Origin of the sequence: Halomonas sp. BL6 (assembly GCF_006228115.1) — a bacterium.
GTDB classification, from domain to species: domain Bacteria; phylum Pseudomonadota; class Gammaproteobacteria; order Pseudomonadales; family Halomonadaceae; genus Vreelandella; species Vreelandella piezotolerans.
The window spans coordinates 618144-636051 of record NZ_VDGL01000001.1; the positions used below are offsets into that span (position 1 = coordinate 618144).

The following is a 17908-nucleotide window of genomic DNA, read 5'->3' on the forward strand; positions in this document are numbered from 1 at the left end:
AAGCCCGCCTAAAACGAAGCCCCCTGCCACGAACGTGTCAGGGGGCTTTTTGATGGCCGCTGCGCCGCAACCGTTACCGCCGACGCACGACGCCCGGTAGCAGCAGTAGCCCCGCCAGCAACCAAACGGGCAGGCTGCCCAGGCGGTTGAACGGCGTCAGCCCCTCCATGGCGTAAAACTCGCCGGTGAGATAGGTGGTCTCGAACTGCGGCGCGCGCTCCACTACGTCGCCACGTGGGTCGATGATGGCGGTGATGCCGTTGCTGGTGGCGCGTACCACGTAACGGCCGTTCTCCAAGGCGCGCAGGCGCGCCATTTGCAGGTGCTGGTGCGGGCCGATGGAGGCGCCGAACCAGGTATCGTTGGAGACGGTCACGATCACGCCGCTATCTGCCGCCCGCTTTGCGACCAGCGCTGGGTAGATGATCTCGTAGCAAATGGCGTTACCGATCGCCACTCCTGCTGCTTGCATTGGCACCTGCTCGGAGGCGCCCTTGGTAAAGCTGGACATGGGCAAGTCGAAGAAGTTGATGGCGCCGCGCAGCAGGCTCTCCAGCGGCAGGTACTCACCAAACGGCACCAGGTGCTCTTTTTGGTAGCTGCCTTCCACGTTGCCAACGCCAATCACGCTGTTGAAGTAGCGGTCGTTCTCATCCAACTGCACGATGCCGGTGATGAGAGCCGTTTCAGGCGGCAGGTTGGACTGCACTCGCTCCAGCACGGGCCGTGCTTGGCTATCGATCATGGGCAATGCCGTTTCCGGCCACACGATCAGATCCGTCTCATCCGCCACTTCGCGCGTCAGCTCGCTGTAGGTATTGGCCGCGGTACGCTGGCCTTCGGGGGTCCACTTCAGCAGCTGCGGCAAGTTTCCCTGTAGCAGCGCCACGCGGGTAGGCTCGCTGACCGGTGTGGTCCACTGGCTGGGTAGTGCCAGCGGGGCCAGCCAGATGGCGGCCAGCGGCAGGGCGACCCACCACTGGCGGCGCAATAGTTCCGCTCCCAGCGTGCCGGTGAGCACCACCAGCAGCGAGAGTAGGTAGACACCTCCTACTGGGGCCCAGTTGGCCAGTGGGGAGTCCACGTAGCTCGCGCCGACCAGCAGCCAAGGGAAGCCGGTGAACAAGTAAGTGCGCAGCACCTCGCCCAGCACCCACGCACCAGCAAAGGTGAGCAGCGCCCAGCGGGGGCCGATGAAGCGGCGATAGAGCCAGAACGTGCCCGCAAAGAAGAGCGCCAGCACCCCAACGAAGAGCGCCGTCAAAAACACCGCCAGCGGCACCCCGGTATAGCCGTAATCGTGAATCGAGACGTACACCCAAGAGGTGCCGCTGGCAAATAACGCCACGCCATAAAGCCAGCCTTTCAGCGCCGCCTGGCGCGGAGTCAGCGTGTGCAGGCCCACGTAAAGAAGGCCCATGGCCACCGGGCCTAGCCACCAGAGTTCGAAGGGGGAGGCGGTCAGCGTGGTAAAGCCGCCCGCCACCAGAGCGGCGAGCAGCTGTAGCATCAACGTGGGTGTGAACCCCATGGCGATATCCTATCTGCAGGGTAGTAAAGACAGTGGGAGGACGGCCATCTAGTCGTCCTGATGCTCGTCGTCAGCGGCGTCGCTGTCGCGGTAGGCTTCGAGCAGGCGAATACGGCGATTATCGGCGTTCAAGATGACGAAGCGCCAGCCGCCTAGCGTCGTGTGTTCGCCGCGGCCGGGAAGGTGACCGAACTGCTGCATGACCAGTCCACCCACCGTGTCGAATTCGTCGTCGGAGAATTCGGTGCCGAAACGCTCGTTGAAGTCTTCGATGGGAGTGAGGGCGCGAATGGCGAAGTGGCCGTTCTCCAGCGTACGGATATCGTCCTCTTCATCGGTATCATGCTCGTCTTCGATATCCCCGACGATCTGTTCGAGAATGTCTTCGATGGTGATGATCCCCGCCGTGCCACCGTACTCGTCCACCACGATCGCCATATGGTTATGGGTCTCGCGAAACTCCTTGAGCAGCGTATTCAGACGTTTGGATTCGGGAATGAACATCGCTGGGCGCAGCACGTCTTCCAGCTTGAAGGCGTCGCGGCTCTCTTGCGATTGCGACAGCAGGGGCAGTAGATCCTTGACCAGCAGGATACCTTTCACGTCGTCCAGATTTTCGCCCACCACGGGGTAGCGGGAGTGGCCGGTTTCTTGGATTAGCGGCAGGTAATCTTCCCGCGTTTGATCGAGGGTAATGGCCGTGACCTGAGAGCGTGGGATCAAGATTTCACGCACCTGCTGATCGCTGATATCGAGCGCCCCTTCAATAATCATGATGGCGTCTTGATCGAGCTTCAGTTTGCCAGCGGTGTGGCGTAAAAACGTCATCAGCTCGTCTCGTGAGCTGGGTTCGTCGTTGTCTCCGGAAAGGGCGCCAAAGAGTTTCTCGAGCCATGATTTTTGATTGGGGTTGCTCGATCGGTCTTCGCTCATTGCGTCAAATCTCTCAGTTACCAAAAAAGGTGTTGCTAGGATGATCGTACATACACGCCATCGTTGTATCACTGAGTGGCCGTTGACACCACTCTAAACGTTCGCTGGATTTAGGACGCGTGATAAGGATCAGCAATATCGAGGGAAGCCAACAGCTCACGCTCTAATTGCTCCATCTCTTCGGCTTCCTGGTCGTCGATATGATCGTAGCCCATCAAGTGAAGGGTGCCGTGTACGACCATGTGTGCATAGTGGTGGGCCAGCGGCTTCTGCTGTTCGTCGGCTTCGCGGGCGACCACGGCGTGACAAATGATTAGGTCACCCAGCAGCGGAAGAGTGATGCCAGGTGGGTTCTCGAACGGAAACGAGAGCACGTTGGTGGGCTTGTCTTTACCGCGATAGTCGCGGTTGAGCGCCTGGCTCTCCTCTTCGTCGACGAAACGAATGGTCAACTCTTGACGCTCGTCGTCCGGATGACGAGAAAAGACACAGCCCACCCAGTGGGTGAGCTGTTCGAGCGAAGGGAGCAGCGGCTCATCGATGGCCGCCTGCCGGTCGATCACGATAGTGCTCATCGGTCGTTCTCTCTCGGGCTGCTGTTGCGCTCCATGGCCTGCATACGCGCTTCGCGCTCCTGCTGGCGGGCTTCACGCCGGGCACGCTCGGCCACTTCCTGCTGAGACTCGAACTCGTCGTAGGCTTCGATGATGCGCTGCACCAGCGGGTGACGCACTACGTCCTTCGCGGCAAAGTGGGTCACGCCGATGCCGGGGGTATCCTTGAGCACGTCCAGCACCTGCGACAGCCCCGAGCGCTGCCCCCGGGGCAGGTCGACCTGGGTAATGTCGCCGGTGATGACCGCCGTGGAGCCAAAGCCGATCCGCGTCAGAAACATCTTCATCTGCTCCGGCGTGGTGTTCTGGCTCTCGTCCAAAATGATGTACGAGTTGTTGAGCGTGCGGCCACGCATGTAAGCCAGCGGGGCAATCTCGATCACCTGACGCTCGATCAGTTTCGCCACCTGCTCGAAGCCGATCATTTCGTACAGCGCGTCGTATAGCGGGCGCAGGTACGGGTCGATCTTTTGCGCCAAGTCCCCCGGTAGGAAGCCGAGCTTTTCGCCCGCTTCCACCGCTGGGCGGACCAGTAGGATGCGGCGCACCTCTTGCTGGTTGAGCGCTTCCACGGCAGCCGCTACGGCAAGGTACGTTTTGCCGGTACCCGCTGGTCCGATGCCGAAGTTGATGTCGTGCTCGCGGATGCTCTGCACGTAGCGCTGCTGGTTCAGGCCGCGGGGTTTGATCATGGCACGCGGGGTGCGCATGATCACTTCATCGCTACCGCCTTCGCCGTCCTCTTCCTCCTCCAGTGCTTCCAGGCCTGACTCCTGCAGGAATAGATGCACGGTATCCGCCGAGAGTTCGTCGGCAGCGGTTTCACGGTAGAGGTGTTCCAGCACGTTGGCAGCCGCTTTGATACGATTCGCGGCACCGGCCAGTTGAAAAACGTTGCCACGGTTGCGCAACGTCACGTCCAGGCGGCTCTCGATCAGCTTTAGGTGCTCGTCCTGCTGGCCGCAGAGGCTGGCAAGGCGCTGCGGGTCATTGGGTTCAAGGCTTAGGGTAATGATGCGATTGGCCTGAGGTGATGGCTGGCTCAAGAGTAAGAAACCCGTTAGTTGATGTGTGTGAGTCTCAGCTTACTGCCCCGGCGGGGCCGGGGCAATTACATAGGATAGGCGAGCGATCAATAACGCTCGCCCGAAGCAAGCTCGCCACGCAGCGAGTTGGGCAGCGCTTCGGTGATCTCGACATCGACGAAGTAGCCGATCAGTTCGGTGGGGTTGGCGGCACGGAAATTGACGACTCGGTTGTTCTCGGTGCGCCCGGAGAGCTGGCCGGGGTCCTTGGGCGAGAACCCGGTGACCAGGATGCGCTGGGTAGAGCCCACCATACGGCGGCTGATTTGCGCCGCTTGCTGCAGGATGCGCTCCTGCAGAATGGCCAGGCGCTGCTTCTTGACGCTTTCTGGCGTGTCGTCGGCCAAGCCCGATGCCGGCGTGCCGGGGCGCGCCGAGTAGACGAAGCTGAACGAGTGGTCGAAGCCGATGCGATGAATCAGATCCATCGTCGCTTCGAAATCTTCTTCCGTTTCACCGGGGAAGCCGATGATGAAGTCGGAGGAGAAGCTAATATCCGGGCGGTTCGCGCGGATGCGCTCCATCTTCTCGATGTACTCTTCTGCCGTGTGCCCGCGCTTCATGGCGCTGAGAATTCGGTCGGAGCCGGACTGCACCGGTAGGTGCAGGTGGCTGACCAGCTCGGGGATCTCGGCAAAGGCGTCGACCAGGCTGTCAGTGAATTCCACTGGGTGCGAGGTAGTGAAGCGAATGCGGTCGATACCGTCGACGGCGGCCACGCAGGCAATCAGCTCGGCCAGGTCGATCTCGTCGCCATCGTCGTTCTCCCCCCGGTAGGCGTTGACGTTCTGGCCCAGCAGGTTGATCTCGCGCACGCCCTGGTCGGCCAGGTGGATCACTTCGTCCATCACCGCCTCGAAGGGTCGCGAGACCTCTTCGCCACGGGTGTAGGGCACCACGCAGAACGTACAGTACTTGGAGCAGCCTTCCATGACCGACACGAACGCCGTCGCGCCATCGGACTTGGGCTGGGGCAAGTGGTCGAACTTCTCGATTTCCGGGAAAGTGACGTCCACCGCCGCAATCTGATTATTGTTGCGGGCGTCGAGCATCTTCGGCACGCGGTGTAGCGTTTGCGGGCCAAAGATCATGTCCACGTAAGGGGCGCGTTTGCGCAGCGCTTCACCCTCTTGGCTGGCTACGCAGCCGCCCACACCAATGACCAAGTCTGGATTGGCGTCTTTGAGCTTTTTCCAGCGGCCTAGCTGGTGGTACACCTTGTCCTGCGCCTTTTCACGAATGGAGCAGGTGTTGAGAAGAATGACGTCTGCTTCCTTCTCGTTATCGGTGAGTTCTAGCTGGTGAGATTCGCCGAGTAGGTCCGCCATACGCGAGGAGTCGTACTCGTTCATTTGGCAGCCGTGCGTTTTGATGAAGAGCTTCTTCGCCATCGGTACCTGTCATCTATGGGTCGTCAAAGGGGACGAGGGATGAATGAAATAACGGTGAGACAGCGTGCAGCGCTGCCGTCGAATGGCTGCATTATACGGACACAGCCAACCAGGGGCTAGCACTCCCCCATAATCGATACTTGACCCGCGCGATTCAATCAGTATACTACGCACCGTGTTTGAGCAGTTCCTCGATAGCTCAGTTGGTAGAGCAAATGACTGTTAATCATTGGGTCGCAGGTTCGAGTCCTGCTCGAGGAGCCAAAAAACTTATCGGCACAGTGGCTTAGGTCAATCTACGCAAACACTGATAAGTCGTCGGTTCCAGCTCAGACGCAACAGCAAACGATGTTCCTCGATAGCTCAGTTGGTAGAGCAAATGACTGTTAATCATTGGGTCGCAGGTTCGAGTCCTGCTCGAGGAGCCACATCGCTGTTCTGCTATTATTACCGATAAGGTAAACGTTCCCCGATAGCTCAGTTGGTAGAGCAAATGACTGTTAATCATTGGGTCGCAGGTTCGAGTCCTGCTCGGGGAGCCATTTAGCGTATCACCTTTCCTATCTGAATGATTCTATCGCCCGTTGCCAACTGGCATCTTGGGTGTTTTTACGTGTGCATTTGTTAGCTGTCCGTCCCTTCTTAACGCCTGCCTATCGTATGGCGTACACTATGTTTCCAATTCATGGCGTGGGAAGGTGTCGTGGGAGAAGCGGCTAGCCTGCAGGCGCTGCAGGTGTTCAAGTGTTTGAGCGATGAGACGCGGCTGATGCTGGTGCTGCTGATTGCCCGCGAGCAGTCGCTGTGCGTGTGTGAGATGACCTATGCGCTTGAGGAGTCTCAGCCCAAGGTGTCGCGCCATTTGGCACAGCTGCGACAGTGTGGCTTGCTGGTCGATCAGCGGGAGGGGCAGTGGGTCTACTACCGTTTGGCGCCGCAGCTGCCGGCCTGGGCGCAGTCGATCATCGCATCGGGTGCGCAGGGGAGTGCAGTGCCGTTGGAAGCGCTGACGCAACGCTTGGCGCGCATGGGAGATCGCCCGGCGCGGCGTGCGGCGCTCTGTTAACAGCCATCGATGACATACAAAAAACGCCAGCCCGAAGGCTGGCGTTGTCGCTTCCAGTGTGGGGTAAGCGTGGTTAACGCTTGGCCATGCGCTGGCTCTCTTGCAGATGAACGTAGTCGAGGAGCACTTCGGCGGCTTCGAGCACGTGGGCGCGGTCCACGGGCATCTCTTCGTCGTCGCTGTCGTTCTCGGTCTCGGCGTCTTCGGTGGCGGCGGTGCCGTCGCTACGCGCGTCCATCCACTCTTCCAGTTCCGGCAGGCCCAGGGCGCGGCGGCGCTGGTTCTCCAGAGAGAGCTGCTCGGCTTCTTGGGCCTCTAGCTCTCTCTGACGCTGCTCGCGGTTTAGGCTTACGCTGGTGTGCTGTTCACGCAGCTGGCGAGCCAGCGTGGACTGGCGTTCCAGATAGCGGAAGTTGGGATTCTCTTTGGCGCGCTCTTCGTGGCGAGCAATCAGCGTAGGCAGTACGCGCTCCGGCTCGCCGTAGCGGCGATACTGAACGTTTTGCACGGTGTCCCAAGCCAATGCGTTATCCAGGCTGCTTTCACCGATGCGCTCGGGGTCGATCAAGCTGGGAAACGTGATGTCTGGCTCCACGCCGCGGTTCTGTGTGCTGTCGCCAGAGATACGGTAGAACTTGGCGCGGGTCAGTTTGATTTGGCCATGGCTCAGCTCGTTGAGGGTTTGCACGGTGCCTTTGCCAAAGGTGGAGGCGCCCACTACAACGCCACGGCCGTAGTCCTGAATGGCGCCGGCAAAGATTTCCGAGGCCGAAGCCGAAAGGCGGTTCACCAGTACGGTGAGTGGGCCGTCGTACACGGTGCCCGCTTCGGTGTCGCCGTAGAGCTGAATGCGGCCCTGGGCGTCGCGTACCTGCACGGTGGGGCCGCGGTCGATGAATAGGCCGATCAGCGAATTGGCTTCCTGTAGCGCGCCGCCGCCGTTATTGCGCAGGTCCAGCACGATGCCTTCCACACCCTCTTTTTTGAGGTTGTCGATTTCTCGGGCGACGTCGCGGGTGGTGCTGCGGTACTCCTCTTCACCGGCTTGCCAGGCGTCGAAGTCCACGTAGAAGGTGGGCACATTGATGACGCCGATGCGGTGTTGCTCGCCGTCACGCATCACTTCGATCACTTCGCTGTGGGCGGCTTGATCTTCAAGGCTCACCGTATCGCGGGTGATTTCGACGATTTGCGAGCGGGTCATATCCACCGCCTGGGCCGGCACCACGTCCAGGCGGACCACGGAGCCTTTCGGGCCGCGAATCAGGTCGACGACGTTATCCAGGCGCATGCCCACCACGTTGACCATTTCTCCCTCTTCCTGGCCCACGGCGATGATGCGGTCGGCGGGTTCTAATACGCCTGCGCGCTCCGCGGGGCCGCCGGGTACGAGGCTAGAGACCTTGACGTACTCGCCGTCGGATTGCAGTAGCGCGCCTATGCCCTCCAGCGAGAGGCTCATTTGAATGTCAAAAGATTCGCCTTGGCGAGGAGAGAGGTAGCCGGTATGCGGGTCGATGGTGCCGGAGACAGCGGCCATCAGCAGCCCAAAGACATCTTCCGATTCCGTTTGGCGTAACCGCGAAAGCTGGCCTTCATAACGTTGGCGCAGGTTGTCTTCGATCTGCTCTGCGTCTTGGTCGGTGAGGGCGAGGGTCAGGGCGTCGTTTTTCAGCCGTTTGCGCCATAGCTCATCCAGCTCGCTTTCGCGGCTGGCCCAGGGAGCGTCTTCGCGGTCGACTTCCAAGCGTTCGTTGCTATCGAACTCCAACGATAAACCGTCGTCCAATTCGGCAAGCAGCCATTCCAAGCGGTTGGTGTGCCGCTCGCTGAGACGGTTGTAAAGCGCAAACGCATCGTCTAGGTCGCCGTCGAACAGCGCGTCGGCCATGTCGTCTTCGAGGTGGCGATAGGGTTCGATGTCACGGTTCAGTAAGTAGCTGCGCTGACCATCAAGAATGTCCAGATAGCGCTGGAAAGCTTCCTGTGACCACTGTTCGTCGAAATCAATATCGGCATAATGGCCATAGCGGAGGGCTTCCGCAATTTCCACCGCCGCTTGGCGTTGTTCGTCGGTCGGCGCAAGTTGCGCCAGCGCTGCCGGGCTGGTGATCACCAGCATGACGGCAAGGGTGACCGAGCGCGAAAGCGTTGCAAACAAGCTCATCAGTCAAGCTCTCCCGGATTTGTGTACACTCATTCTTCCCTAGACCCGCAGTCAGCCTATGAGTTGCGTAGGCCGAGGGAGCATTGTAGCAGGTCATTTCCCCTGTGAGACTCAATCATTACTGTTATGAGGAATTCCATGTCCGAGGCTTTCAACGCGGAACGTTTAACGCGGCTGTGCGATTTTTTGCAGCACTCGCCCACGCCATGGCATGCCACCCAGCGCATGGCCGAGCGTTTGGAGCAGGCGGGCTTCACGCGCCTGGAAGAGACCGCGAACTGGCAGCTCGTGCCAGGAAAGCGCTACTACGTGACGCGCAACGACTCGGCGGTGATCGCGTTTCAGCTGCCCGCCGGCAAGCTGACCAGCCTGCGCATGCTGGGTGCTCACACCGATAGCCCAGGGCTGCGCTTGAAGCCCAACGCCACCCAATATTCGGCGGGTTGGCTGCAGTTGGGCGTGCAGGTGTACGGCGGCGTGCTGTTGGCCCCCTGGTTTGACCGCGATTTGGGCTTGGCGGGCCGCGTTCACGTGCGCCATGCCGATGGCCGCTTGGAGAGCGTGCTGCTCAACGTGGCGCGTCCGATTGCGATGATTCCGAGCTTGGCGATCCATATGGACCGCGATGTGAACGCAGGGCGCTCGATCAATCCGCAAACACAGATGGCGCCGGTGCTGATGCAGAGCGATACCGCCAAGCTGCACGAACTGCTGGGGCAGTGGTTGGAAGAGCAGCACGGCCTACGCGCGGTCGAGGTCGTGGATTTCGAGTTGGGCTTTTACGACGTTCAGCCGCCATCACTGGTCGGGCTGCGCAAGGAGCTGCTGGCCAGCGCGCGGCTAGATAACCTGCTGTCGTGCTTCGTGGGCCTGGAGGCGCTGCTGGAAAGCGATGGTAGCCAGGGCGCGCTGCTGGTGGCGAATGACCATGAGGAGGTGGGCAGTGCCAGCGCGTGCGGTGCCCAGGGGCCGTTCTTGAGCGACGTGCTGAAACGCTTGAATGCCCAGGTGAGCGGTGGCAGCGAGGAGTCGTTGATCCAGCTGATTCAATCGTCGCTGATGATCTCCTGCGATAACGCTCACGCGCTGCATCCAAACTTCCGCGACAAACACGATGAACGTCACGGTCCGGCCATTAACGGCGGCCCGGTGATCAAGGTGAACGCCAGCCAACGCTACGCCACCAATAGCGTCACCGGCGCGCTGTTCCGGGACGTGTGTCGCGAAGCAGATGTGCCCGTACAGTCGTTCGTCACACGGGCGGATATGGGCTGTGGCAGCACCATAGGGCCGATTACCGCCACGGAAGTGGGCGTGCCGACCATCGACGTCGGGTTGCCCCAGTGGGCGATGCACTCGATTCGTGAAACGTCCGGTACGCGAGACGTGGATTACCTGACCCGTGCGCTGACGGTGTTCCTGAACCGCCCGGCGCTTGCGTGATATTGATCAGCATTTTAGAAACGAAAAAGGCCCGCTGACTGAGTCAGCGGGCCTGGCTATTGCTAGCGGTATTCGGTGTTGGTGGCTACGCCCTGATTTGAACAGGGGACCCCATCATTATGAGTGATGTGCTCTAACCAGCTGAGCTACGTAGCCGTTCAACGGGGGCGAATATTACCCAGAGGCACGCCGCCCGTCAAGCATTTGTTTCTTTTCTCGCTTATACATTGAAGCGGAAGTGGATCACGTCGCCATCTTTGACGATGTACTCTTTGCCTTCCAGGCGCCATTTGCCGTTGTCTTTGGCACCTTGTTCGCCGCCTAGCGCGACGTAGTCGTCATAGGCGATGACCTCGGCGCGAATGAAGCCTTTCTGGAAATCGGTGTGAATCACACCGGCGGCTTCCGGCGCGCTAGCGCCCTGTTTCACGGTCCAGGCGCGCACTTCTTTCACACCGGCGGTAAAGTAGGTTTGCAGGCCCAGCAGGGCGTAGCCCGCGCGAATCACGCGGTCGAGTCCCGGCTCTTCCATGCCCATGTCGGCCAGAAACATGCTGCGCTCTTCGTCATCCAGCTCGGCAATTTCGGCTTCTAACTGGTTGCACACCGGCACGACGACTGCACCTTCTTCGGCGGCGATCTCTTTGACGATGTCCAGGTAGGGGTTGTTCTCGAAGCCGTCTTCATTGACGTTGGCAATGTACATGGTGGGCTTGAGGGTCAAGAAGCCGAAACTTTTTACCTGACGCTTCTCGTCCTCGTCCAGCCCAAAACTGCGCAGCGGCTGGCCTTCGGCCAGGTGCGGCTGGATCTTGTCCAGCACGGCTTTGGTGGCAATGGCGTCTTTGTCGCCGCCTTTCACCACCCGCACCAGGCGCTGGCTGGCTTTCTCGACGGTGTCCAGGTCGGCCAGGGCGAGCTCGAGGTTGATGGTCTCGATGTCGGCGCGGGGGTCGACCTGATTGGCGACGTGGATGACGTTGTCGTTATCGAAACAGCGCACCACGTGGGCAATCGCTTGGGTTTCGCGAATGTTGGCCAGGAACTTGTTGCCCAGGCCCTCACCCTTGGAGGCGCCCGCTACGAGGCCCGCGATGTCCACGAACTCCATGGTGGTGGGCAGCACTTTTTCGGGCTTCACGATGGCCGCCAGCTTGTCTAGGCGCGGGTCGGGCATCGGCACGATGCCGACATTGGGTTCGATGGTGCAGAACGGAAAGTTCTCGGCATCAATGCCCGACTTGGTCAACGCATTGAAGAGCGTGGATTTACCTACGTTGGGTAGGCCGACGATACCGCAGTTAAAGCCCATAAAATAACTTCCTGACCGCTAGGGCGGCGCAACCGTTGCTGCGTCTGCCCGGTGTGAAAAGAGTGCGTTCGTAACGCGGGGTGATAGAGTCCGACAACGTGCCGCTATTTTACGCTATGCAGGCGGTTCATGGCTTTAGCCCAGTCGCCGGAAAGCGCGAGGGGCAGCGTGGCCAGGCATTCGTCCAGCGAGCGCTCGATGGCTTCTTGTTCGGCCTTGCCCGGGCGGCCCAGCACGTAATTGACCACCTGCTTCGCTTCGCCCGGGTGGCCAATCCCAATACGCAGGCGGTGAAACTGCTTCTGGTTGCCCAGGGCGCTGATGATATCGCGCAGCCCGTTGTGGCCGCCGTGTCCGCCGCCGGTTTTATAACGTGACTGCCCCGGGGGAAGGTCGAGTTCGTCGTGGGCGACCAGCAAACTCTCCGGGGTCAATTTGAAGAATTGGGTAAGCGCGGCGACCGCCGCACCGCTACGGTTCATGAACGTGGTGGGGTTGAGCAAATGCAGCTCATGGTCACCCAAACGGGCTTTGGCGTAGAGCCCTAAAAATTTTTTTTCAGGACGCAGTTCGGTGTGGGCGCTGCGTGCAATGGCGTCGACGAGCCAAAAGCCCGCGTTGTGTCGGGTGGCGTCGTATTCAGCGCCTGGGTTGCCCAGTCCTATAATGGCCGTTACCTGGCTCATTTTCCCACCTCCAACGGTTCTGGAAGATATGACGACGTGTGACGGAGCTGCCTTGGCAGGCGGCTGCCTGAGGCTATCGAGCCTCATGCCGCAAAAAAAAATCAAGCGCCGAAGCGCTTGATTTTAACATCCCTGGGCCATGCGGGCATGGCCCAGGCAGCGCTGGCTGGCAGCACTTTTAACCAGGCTTACTCGGCGCTGTCTTCTGCGTCGCCTTCACCTTCGCCTTCTTCTTCGTCATCGCCGCGTACTTTCACTTTGGTGATGCTCAGAATGGCGTTGTCGTGCTCTTCACCATGGGACAGGTCAACGGAGGTGACGCCGGCCGGCAGGGTCAGGTCAGACAGGTGCAGAGTCGTGCCCAGCTCGACCTTGCTGATGTCCACTTCCAGGAAGTCCGGAAGATCTTTCGGCAAGCAGCTAATGGCCACTTCGTTGGCCAGTACGTGCAGTTCGCCGCCTTGGTCTTTGATGCCGACACACTTCTCTTCGTTCACCACGTGCAGCGGCACGTTAATGGTGATTTCGTGAGTAGCGTCAACACGCAGGAAGTCAGCGTGGGTCAGCAGCGGCTTGAACGGGTGACGCTGCAGGTCACGAACGACCACTTGCTCTTCTTTACCGTCGATCACCAGCTTGATGACAGAGGAGAAGAAGGACTCGTCTTCGATCGCTTTGTAGAACGCCGTTTTTTCTACGGAGATCGACTGAGCGCCTTTCTCACCGCCGTATACAACGGCCGGTACTTGTTGGTTCGCACGACGCAGGCGGCGGCTCGCACCTTTCCCCAGGTCGTTACGAACGCTGGCTTGCAGGATAAAATCAGACATGGAATTTGCCTCTTGGTTTAAGTAAGGAAACGCCGCCGCCCGCGACCAGACGACGACGTTTCCAGGGCCCCAAGTGGGGGCTCATAACGTCAGGCGTTAGTGAAACATCGCGCTGACGGATTCTTCGTTGCTGACGCGGCGAATGGCTTCCGCAATCAGGCCAGCAACGCTCAACTGACGAATTTTTCCGCTGCGACGCGCGTGGTCGGCGAGCGGAATGGTGTCGGTCACGACAACCTCGTCCAGTACAGAGTTGGTAATGTTGTCGACTGCAGGGCCGGACAAGATCGGATGCGTGGCGTACGCGACGACGCGCGCAGCGCCGTGGTCTTTCAGGGCTTCACCGGCTTTACACAGCGTGCCGGCGGTGTCGATCATGTCATCGACGACTACGCAGGTGCGTCCTTCGATTTCACCGATGATGTGCATCACCTGGGCTTGGTTCGCCTGGGGGCGACGCTTGTCGATGATCGCCAGATCGGCGTTGAGCTGCTTGGCGATGGCACGGGCGCGTACCACGCCGCCAACGTCAGGAGAGACGACCACGAGATCGTCGTAGTTCTGACGCTCGATGTCGTCCAGCAGGATCGGTGAGCCGTATACGTTATCGACCGGAACGTCGAAGAAACCTTGGATTTGGTCAGCGTGCAGGTCCATGGTCATGACGCGGTCGACGCCTGCTTTCACCATCATGTCCGCCACGACTTTGGCGGAGATGGGAACACGGGCGGAGCGTACACGACGGTCCTGGCGGGCATAGCCAAAATAGGGAACCACTGCCGTAATGCGGGTCGCTGAGGCGCGACGCAGAGCGTCGACCATCAGGATCAGTTCCATCAGGTTGTCGTTCGTCGGGGCACAGGTGGATTGCAGGATGAAGACATCCTTACCACGCACGTTCTCATTGATCTCGACCGCGATTTCGCCGTCGCTAAATTGACCCACCGTGGCGTTACCCATCCGGCTGTCTAAGCTCTCGGCAATCTTTTGAGCGAGTTCGGGATTGGCGTTCCCGGTGAAAACCATCAATTTTGACACGCGCAGCCACCTTTGCAGTGTTGGGGATCAGGGGAGAAAACGCAGATCAACATTAGCGTTGGCTGGGGTACCAGGATTCGAACCTGGGAATGCCGATACCAAAAACCGGTGCCTTACCACTTGGCGATACCCCAGCAATAACCTAATGCGATGACCGGGCGCTTTCAGCAGCCCAGAGCATCTTGTAGGGGAGAGGTGTTGAGTCCGCGCGCTACCCACGCTTGCCAGCGCCGATTAGCCAATTCAGCCACCGTTTGCGCTGCCTCTTTCGACTCGAAAGCGGCAAACAAACAGGCGCCTGTGCCCGTCAGTCGACTAGGTGCATGCTGCGCGAGCCAGTCAAGTGCTTCCGCGATGTGCGGGTAGCGTTTTTTGACGGTCGCCTCGCAGTCATTACGCCACTCGGCTACTCCCCCCTGCAGTGCGCGCGCCATAGTAATGGGGAGGCTGTCGCGTGTCAATTCCGAGTCTTGGAAGACCGCCGGGGTCGAGACGCTAATACCGGGGTGAATGACCACGAACCATGGAGTGTCGAGGGTAACGGGCGTCAACTTTTCGCCGACGCCTTCTGCCCAGGCGCTGCGGCCCCGAACGAAAACCGGCACGTCGGCACCCAGCGCCAAACCGAGCTCGGCCAGGGGCATATCGCCCAGCCCAAGCTGCCAGAGCCGGTCGAGCCCTTTGAGTGCGGTGGCGGCGTTGGAGCTGCCCCCACCCAAGCCGCCGCCCATGGGTAGGTGCTTCTCGATGGAAATCGTCGCGCCTAAGTGGGTGCCGCTGGCCTGCTGCAGTAAGGTGGCTGCCCGTACGATCAGGTTGTCATCGTGGGCCACTCCCGCTATCGGTGTGGTCAGTTCGATGATGCCATCTTGGCGCAGCGTGAAACTCAGGTAGTCGCATAGGTCGATGAATTGAAACAGCGTCTGCAGTTCGTGGTAGCCATCTGGGCGGCGCCCTACGATGTGCAGCATACGGTTCAGCTTGGCGGGAGCGGGTAGGGTAAGCGTTTGGGGTGTTGCGGACATGCCGTCTCTCTACTGCTAAGCGTATGAAAAGGGCTGGCGCTAGGCCAGCCCGAGAAGGCTACTGCGACGCCTGCCACTGATTGACGACCAGGGTAATACGCACGTCGCCATAGTTCATCACTAGACGGCGCGGCAGCCACATGCCTTCTGCCTGCTCCCAGTCGCGGTAATCGATCTCCCAGCCATCCTGCTGCAAGAAGCTCGGAAAACCCAGCTCGTCGGTTTCTAGCTGGTAGCTGGCGTGATCGCCGGGCAGGCCGCGCACCCAGTCGGGCATGGCGCGCACCGGCAGCGACCAGCCAAGCTGCTCTTCCATCAAGGCTTCTGGCGTTTCGGCTTCGAAACGGCCTTCGCTGGTGGTCAGCGAGAAGCGGCCTTCACGGCCTTCCAGTACGCTACGGCCACCGCCGAAGGGACCGCTGATCAGCATGCGGAAATAGTAGGGTGTTTGGTTCCAGTCCAGGTTGGCGCTGGTGTTCTCCTGGGGGGTGCGCAGTCCCGCTTTACCTACCAGGGTCCAGGTGTCGAACGCTTCGACCTCGGCCTGCTGGCGTTCCCATTGCCCTGCTTGGCGGCCGCTCTCATCGACCGGCGTTTGGCTGGCACAGCCTGTCAGGGTGGCGATGGCCAAGGCCGCTACCCATAAGCGTGCAGCGCGGTAGCAAGAGGGCGTGCTAGAGGGCGCGCGGTGCAAAAAAGAGGTCAACATAACTGGCTCCATGTCATTGCTATTTACAAAGGTGGCTGTCGATTAAGAGAGCGTGCGGGCGCTAGTGCGCCCGCCAAGCGTAAGCCTTAGGGCGCGCGTACGGGCCTAAGTTCAGGATGGCGTTCTAGCAAATCATCGATTTGCGGGTGATACGCCGCGCGCTGAAGAATTCGCTCGATGAGCTCTCGCGCTTCATCGCTACGTCCCAGCGAGTGCAGAACCTCGGCGAGGTGCGCGGCAATTTCTTGGTCGGGCATTTGGGCGTAGGCACTCTCCAGCCACGCGAGTGCGTCATTGGGCTGGCCAAGTCGGAAGTATACCCACCCCATACTATCGAGTACTGCGGGGTTATTAGGGTCGGCCTCGTAGGCGCGCTCGATCAGGTCGCGGGCCTCCTCTAGCCTGCCAGCAATATTGAGATCGGCCAAAGTGTAGCCCAGCGCGTTCAGCGCATCGGCATTGTTGGGCTCGGTGCGCAGGATCTGACGTAAATCCTGCTCCATGCCGGCCAAATCACCTCTCTCCCAGGCGCGCATGGCACGCATGTAAAGAAGGCTGTTGTCATCCGGCGTGCGGGTGAGTTCACGATTCAGTAACGCCGTGGCGTCCTCTTGACGTGAGAGCTCGTCGAGCAGCTGTACTTCTAGCCGTACCAAGTCGCCAAAGTAAGCATCATGGCGCATACGCTCGATGCGCAGAAAGGCGCGGGCGTCCAGCAGGCGGTCGTCGTCGATCAGCATGTTGGCCGCTGCGGCTCTGGCGGGAAGAAACTCGTTGCCCTCCTGCACTTGTCGATAGTAAAGAAGGGCATTGTCGACTTCATCTTGAGACTGCGCAATGGCACCCATCAGGAAGTAGACGAGGTTTGGGACGTTCTCTTGACCAATCAATGGTTGCAGCAGCCGATAGGCGGGCTCGCTGTGTCCCTCTTCTAAATAAAGCTGGGCGAGAGCAATACGTAGTTCCTGGTTGCCGCCATGACTATCGAGAAGCGCGTTGGTTTGCTCCTCGGCGGCGGTAATGTTGTTGAGCCGGATTTCTGCCTGAGCCAGCATGAGGATGAATCGCACGTCGTCCGGGGCAAGGTTCAAGCCCTGCTGGGCGGCTCGCTGTGCGCCACGGTGGTCGCCGGTTTCAAGTGCTAGACGGGCTTTGGCAAGCCATAGCGCGGATGACTCGGGGGCTTGTTGCTCCACCTCGTTCAAGTAGCGCTGCGCCGTTTGCGTTTCTCCTAGGGCGGCTTCGATCAAGGCGGTACCTAGCAGCACATCGCTATGAAACTCGCGCTGGGCGGCGCCGGGCTCGCCGAGATAGCGTCGTAACTGCTGGGCTAGCAGGCGTAGCGGTGCCTCTTCCGCTACAGCGATTTCGGCAAAGGTGGCGATCTCACCGTTACCGCCAGCCCTGGCGATGGCGAGTCGTTGCTCAAGGCTGTCGAGCCAATCGCCACGCTGAAGCGACAGCGACGCTAACAGGCGGTTGGGCGTCTCTGCTTGGGGATCGAGCTCACGCCAGCGCAGCGCGGCGGTTTCCATCAACGCCGCGTCGTTCCCAAACCGAGCAGCAAACGTGGCGCGTTCGGCAAGCCCCGGCGAGGTATAGCGCTGCGCGGCGTCGAGATAGCCTTGCCCAGCATAGCGGTAGTCGCCTCGCTGCCCAGCCAGCTCGGCGGCAAGCAGGGTGCTCAAGCCTGCGGCATCCAATCCGCGTGTGATGGGGGGCGCCGATGCCATGGGATCGTCGACACGAGATGGCGCGTCGTTACCCAGCAGCGAGGGCGAGAGCTGACAGCCGCTCAACATCAGCGTGGCGGCCAGGGGGTAGAGTGGAAAACCCGAAAACGAAAGGGGAATACCCAGAAGTGTTGCGCGATGGGGCATGCGTATCTCGATCAAGTGGCCGAGTGTTCAGCATAGCGGCTTGGCTGCCTGCGGCAAAGTGGTGTGCGCCAGAAGATGCTCGGCTGTGATAGAATGACTCTCCTTGAAAAAGAGCCGAGTCAGCGCAATTCACTTACAAAGCTGCTCTCTTAGACTTGTATCAGCAAGCCAAGAAACAATGACCGACAGTGACGTGAC

Annotated in this window: 15 protein-coding genes and 5 tRNA genes; 5 read left to right on the plus strand and 15 right to left on the minus strand. The window is 60.0% G+C overall.

The window, feature by feature from the left end:
* Positions 1-73: 73 nt before the first annotated feature.
* The 5 genes from lnt to miaB all read right to left on the minus strand — a co-directional run bounded on the left by lnt (position 74) and on the right by miaB (position 5554).
* Positions 74-1531 (minus strand): apolipoprotein N-acyltransferase, encoded by a 1458-nt coding sequence (gene lnt, locus FHJ80_RS02915; protein WP_139525537.1) that lies wholly within the window; start codon positions 1529-1531, stop codon positions 74-76.
* Positions 1532-1579: 48 nt separating this feature from the next.
* Positions 1580-2464: an HlyC/CorC family transporter gene (locus FHJ80_RS02920; protein ID WP_139525538.1), complete on the minus strand. Its 885-nt coding sequence runs from the start codon at positions 2462-2464 to the stop codon at positions 1580-1582.
* 110 nt (positions 2465-2574) lie between these two features.
* Positions 2575-3039 (minus strand): rRNA maturation RNase YbeY, encoded by a 465-nt coding sequence (gene ybeY, locus FHJ80_RS02925; RefSeq protein WP_139525539.1) that lies wholly within the window; start codon positions 3037-3039, stop codon positions 2575-2577.
* Positions 3036-4124 (minus strand): PhoH family protein, encoded by a 1089-nt coding sequence (locus FHJ80_RS02930; RefSeq protein ID WP_139525540.1) that lies wholly within the window; start codon positions 4122-4124, stop codon positions 3036-3038. Before FHJ80_RS02930 ends, ybeY begins: the two co-directional genes overlap by 4 nt.
* Positions 4125-4210: 86 nt before the next feature.
* Positions 4211-5554, minus strand: a complete 1344-nt coding sequence (gene miaB / locus FHJ80_RS02935; protein ID WP_139525541.1) for a tRNA (N6-isopentenyl adenosine(37)-C2)-methylthiotransferase MiaB — start codon at positions 5552-5554, stop codon at positions 4211-4213.
* 188 nt (positions 5555-5742) lie between these two features.
* On the opposite strand from miaB, the gene FHJ80_RS02940 reads away from it, so the two are divergent.
* The 4 genes from FHJ80_RS02940 to FHJ80_RS02955 all read left to right on the plus strand — a co-directional run bounded on the left by FHJ80_RS02940 (position 5743) and on the right by FHJ80_RS02955 (position 6620).
* Positions 5743-5818: transfer RNA gene (locus FHJ80_RS02940), tRNA-Asn, on the plus strand.
* An 88-nt stretch (positions 5819-5906) separates the two neighbouring features.
* Positions 5907-5982: transfer RNA gene (locus tag FHJ80_RS02945), tRNA-Asn, on the plus strand.
* Positions 5983-6020: 38 nt separating this feature from the next.
* Positions 6021-6096, plus strand: a tRNA-Asn gene (locus tag FHJ80_RS02950).
* 143 nt (positions 6097-6239) lie between these two features.
* Positions 6240-6620, plus strand: coding sequence for a metalloregulator ArsR/SmtB family transcription factor (locus FHJ80_RS02955; RefSeq protein WP_176558203.1), 381 nt, complete (start codon positions 6240-6242; stop codon positions 6618-6620).
* Between the two features lie 73 nt (positions 6621-6693).
* Here the strand turns inward: FHJ80_RS02955 and FHJ80_RS02960 are convergent, their stop codons facing one another.
* Entirely contained in the window at positions 6694-8787 is a 2094-nt protein-coding gene (locus tag FHJ80_RS02960; protein WP_139525542.1) for a carboxy terminal-processing peptidase, read from the minus strand.
* Positions 8788-8925: 138 nt separating this feature from the next.
* Here FHJ80_RS02960 and FHJ80_RS02965 point away from each other — a divergent pair, with 138 nt between their 5' ends.
* Positions 8926-10230 (plus strand): M18 family aminopeptidase, encoded by a 1305-nt coding sequence (locus FHJ80_RS02965; RefSeq protein WP_139525543.1) that lies wholly within the window; start codon positions 8926-8928, stop codon positions 10228-10230.
* 79 nt (positions 10231-10309) lie between these two features.
* Here FHJ80_RS02965 and FHJ80_RS02970 read toward each other — a convergent pair.
* From FHJ80_RS02970 to FHJ80_RS03010, 9 genes are all read right to left on the minus strand, one after another.
* Positions 10310-10386: transfer RNA gene (locus tag FHJ80_RS02970), tRNA-Met, on the minus strand.
* Positions 10387-10450: 64 nt separating this feature from the next.
* Entirely contained in the window at positions 10451-11542 is a 1092-nt protein-coding gene (gene ychF / locus FHJ80_RS02975) for a redox-regulated ATPase YchF (protein WP_139525544.1), read from the minus strand.
* A gap of 104 nt (positions 11543-11646) precedes the next feature.
* A complete protein-coding gene (pth, locus tag FHJ80_RS02980; protein WP_139525545.1) occupies positions 11647-12228 on the minus strand; it encodes an aminoacyl-tRNA hydrolase in 582 nt (193 codons plus the stop codon).
* Between the two features lie 188 nt (positions 12229-12416).
* The gene (locus tag FHJ80_RS02985; RefSeq protein ID WP_139525546.1) at positions 12417-13058 is read right to left on the minus strand and encodes a 50S ribosomal protein L25/general stress protein Ctc; all 642 of its coding nucleotides are present in this window, start codon (positions 13056-13058) and stop codon (positions 12417-12419) included.
* Positions 13059-13154: 96 nt separating this feature from the next.
* The gene (locus tag FHJ80_RS02990; RefSeq protein WP_026001771.1) at positions 13155-14096 is read right to left on the minus strand and encodes a ribose-phosphate pyrophosphokinase; all 942 of its coding nucleotides are present in this window, start codon (positions 14094-14096) and stop codon (positions 13155-13157) included.
* Between the two features lie 59 nt (positions 14097-14155).
* A tRNA-Gln gene (locus tag FHJ80_RS02995) sits at positions 14156-14230 on the minus strand.
* Positions 14231-14260: 30 nt separating this feature from the next.
* The gene (gene ispE / locus FHJ80_RS03000) at positions 14261-15121 is read right to left on the minus strand and encodes a 4-(cytidine 5'-diphospho)-2-C-methyl-D-erythritol kinase (RefSeq protein ID WP_139525547.1); all 861 of its coding nucleotides are present in this window, start codon (positions 15119-15121) and stop codon (positions 14261-14263) included.
* A gap of 58 nt (positions 15122-15179) precedes the next feature.
* Complete coding sequence (gene lolB / locus FHJ80_RS03005; RefSeq protein WP_139525548.1) at positions 15180-15830, minus strand: lipoprotein insertase outer membrane protein LolB; 651 nt, start codon at positions 15828-15830, stop codon at positions 15180-15182.
* An 86-nt stretch (positions 15831-15916) separates the two neighbouring features.
* A complete protein-coding gene (locus FHJ80_RS03010) occupies positions 15917-17710 on the minus strand; it encodes a tetratricopeptide repeat protein (protein ID WP_139525549.1) in 1794 nt (597 codons plus the stop codon).
* Between the last annotated feature and the right edge of the window lie 198 nt (positions 17711-17908).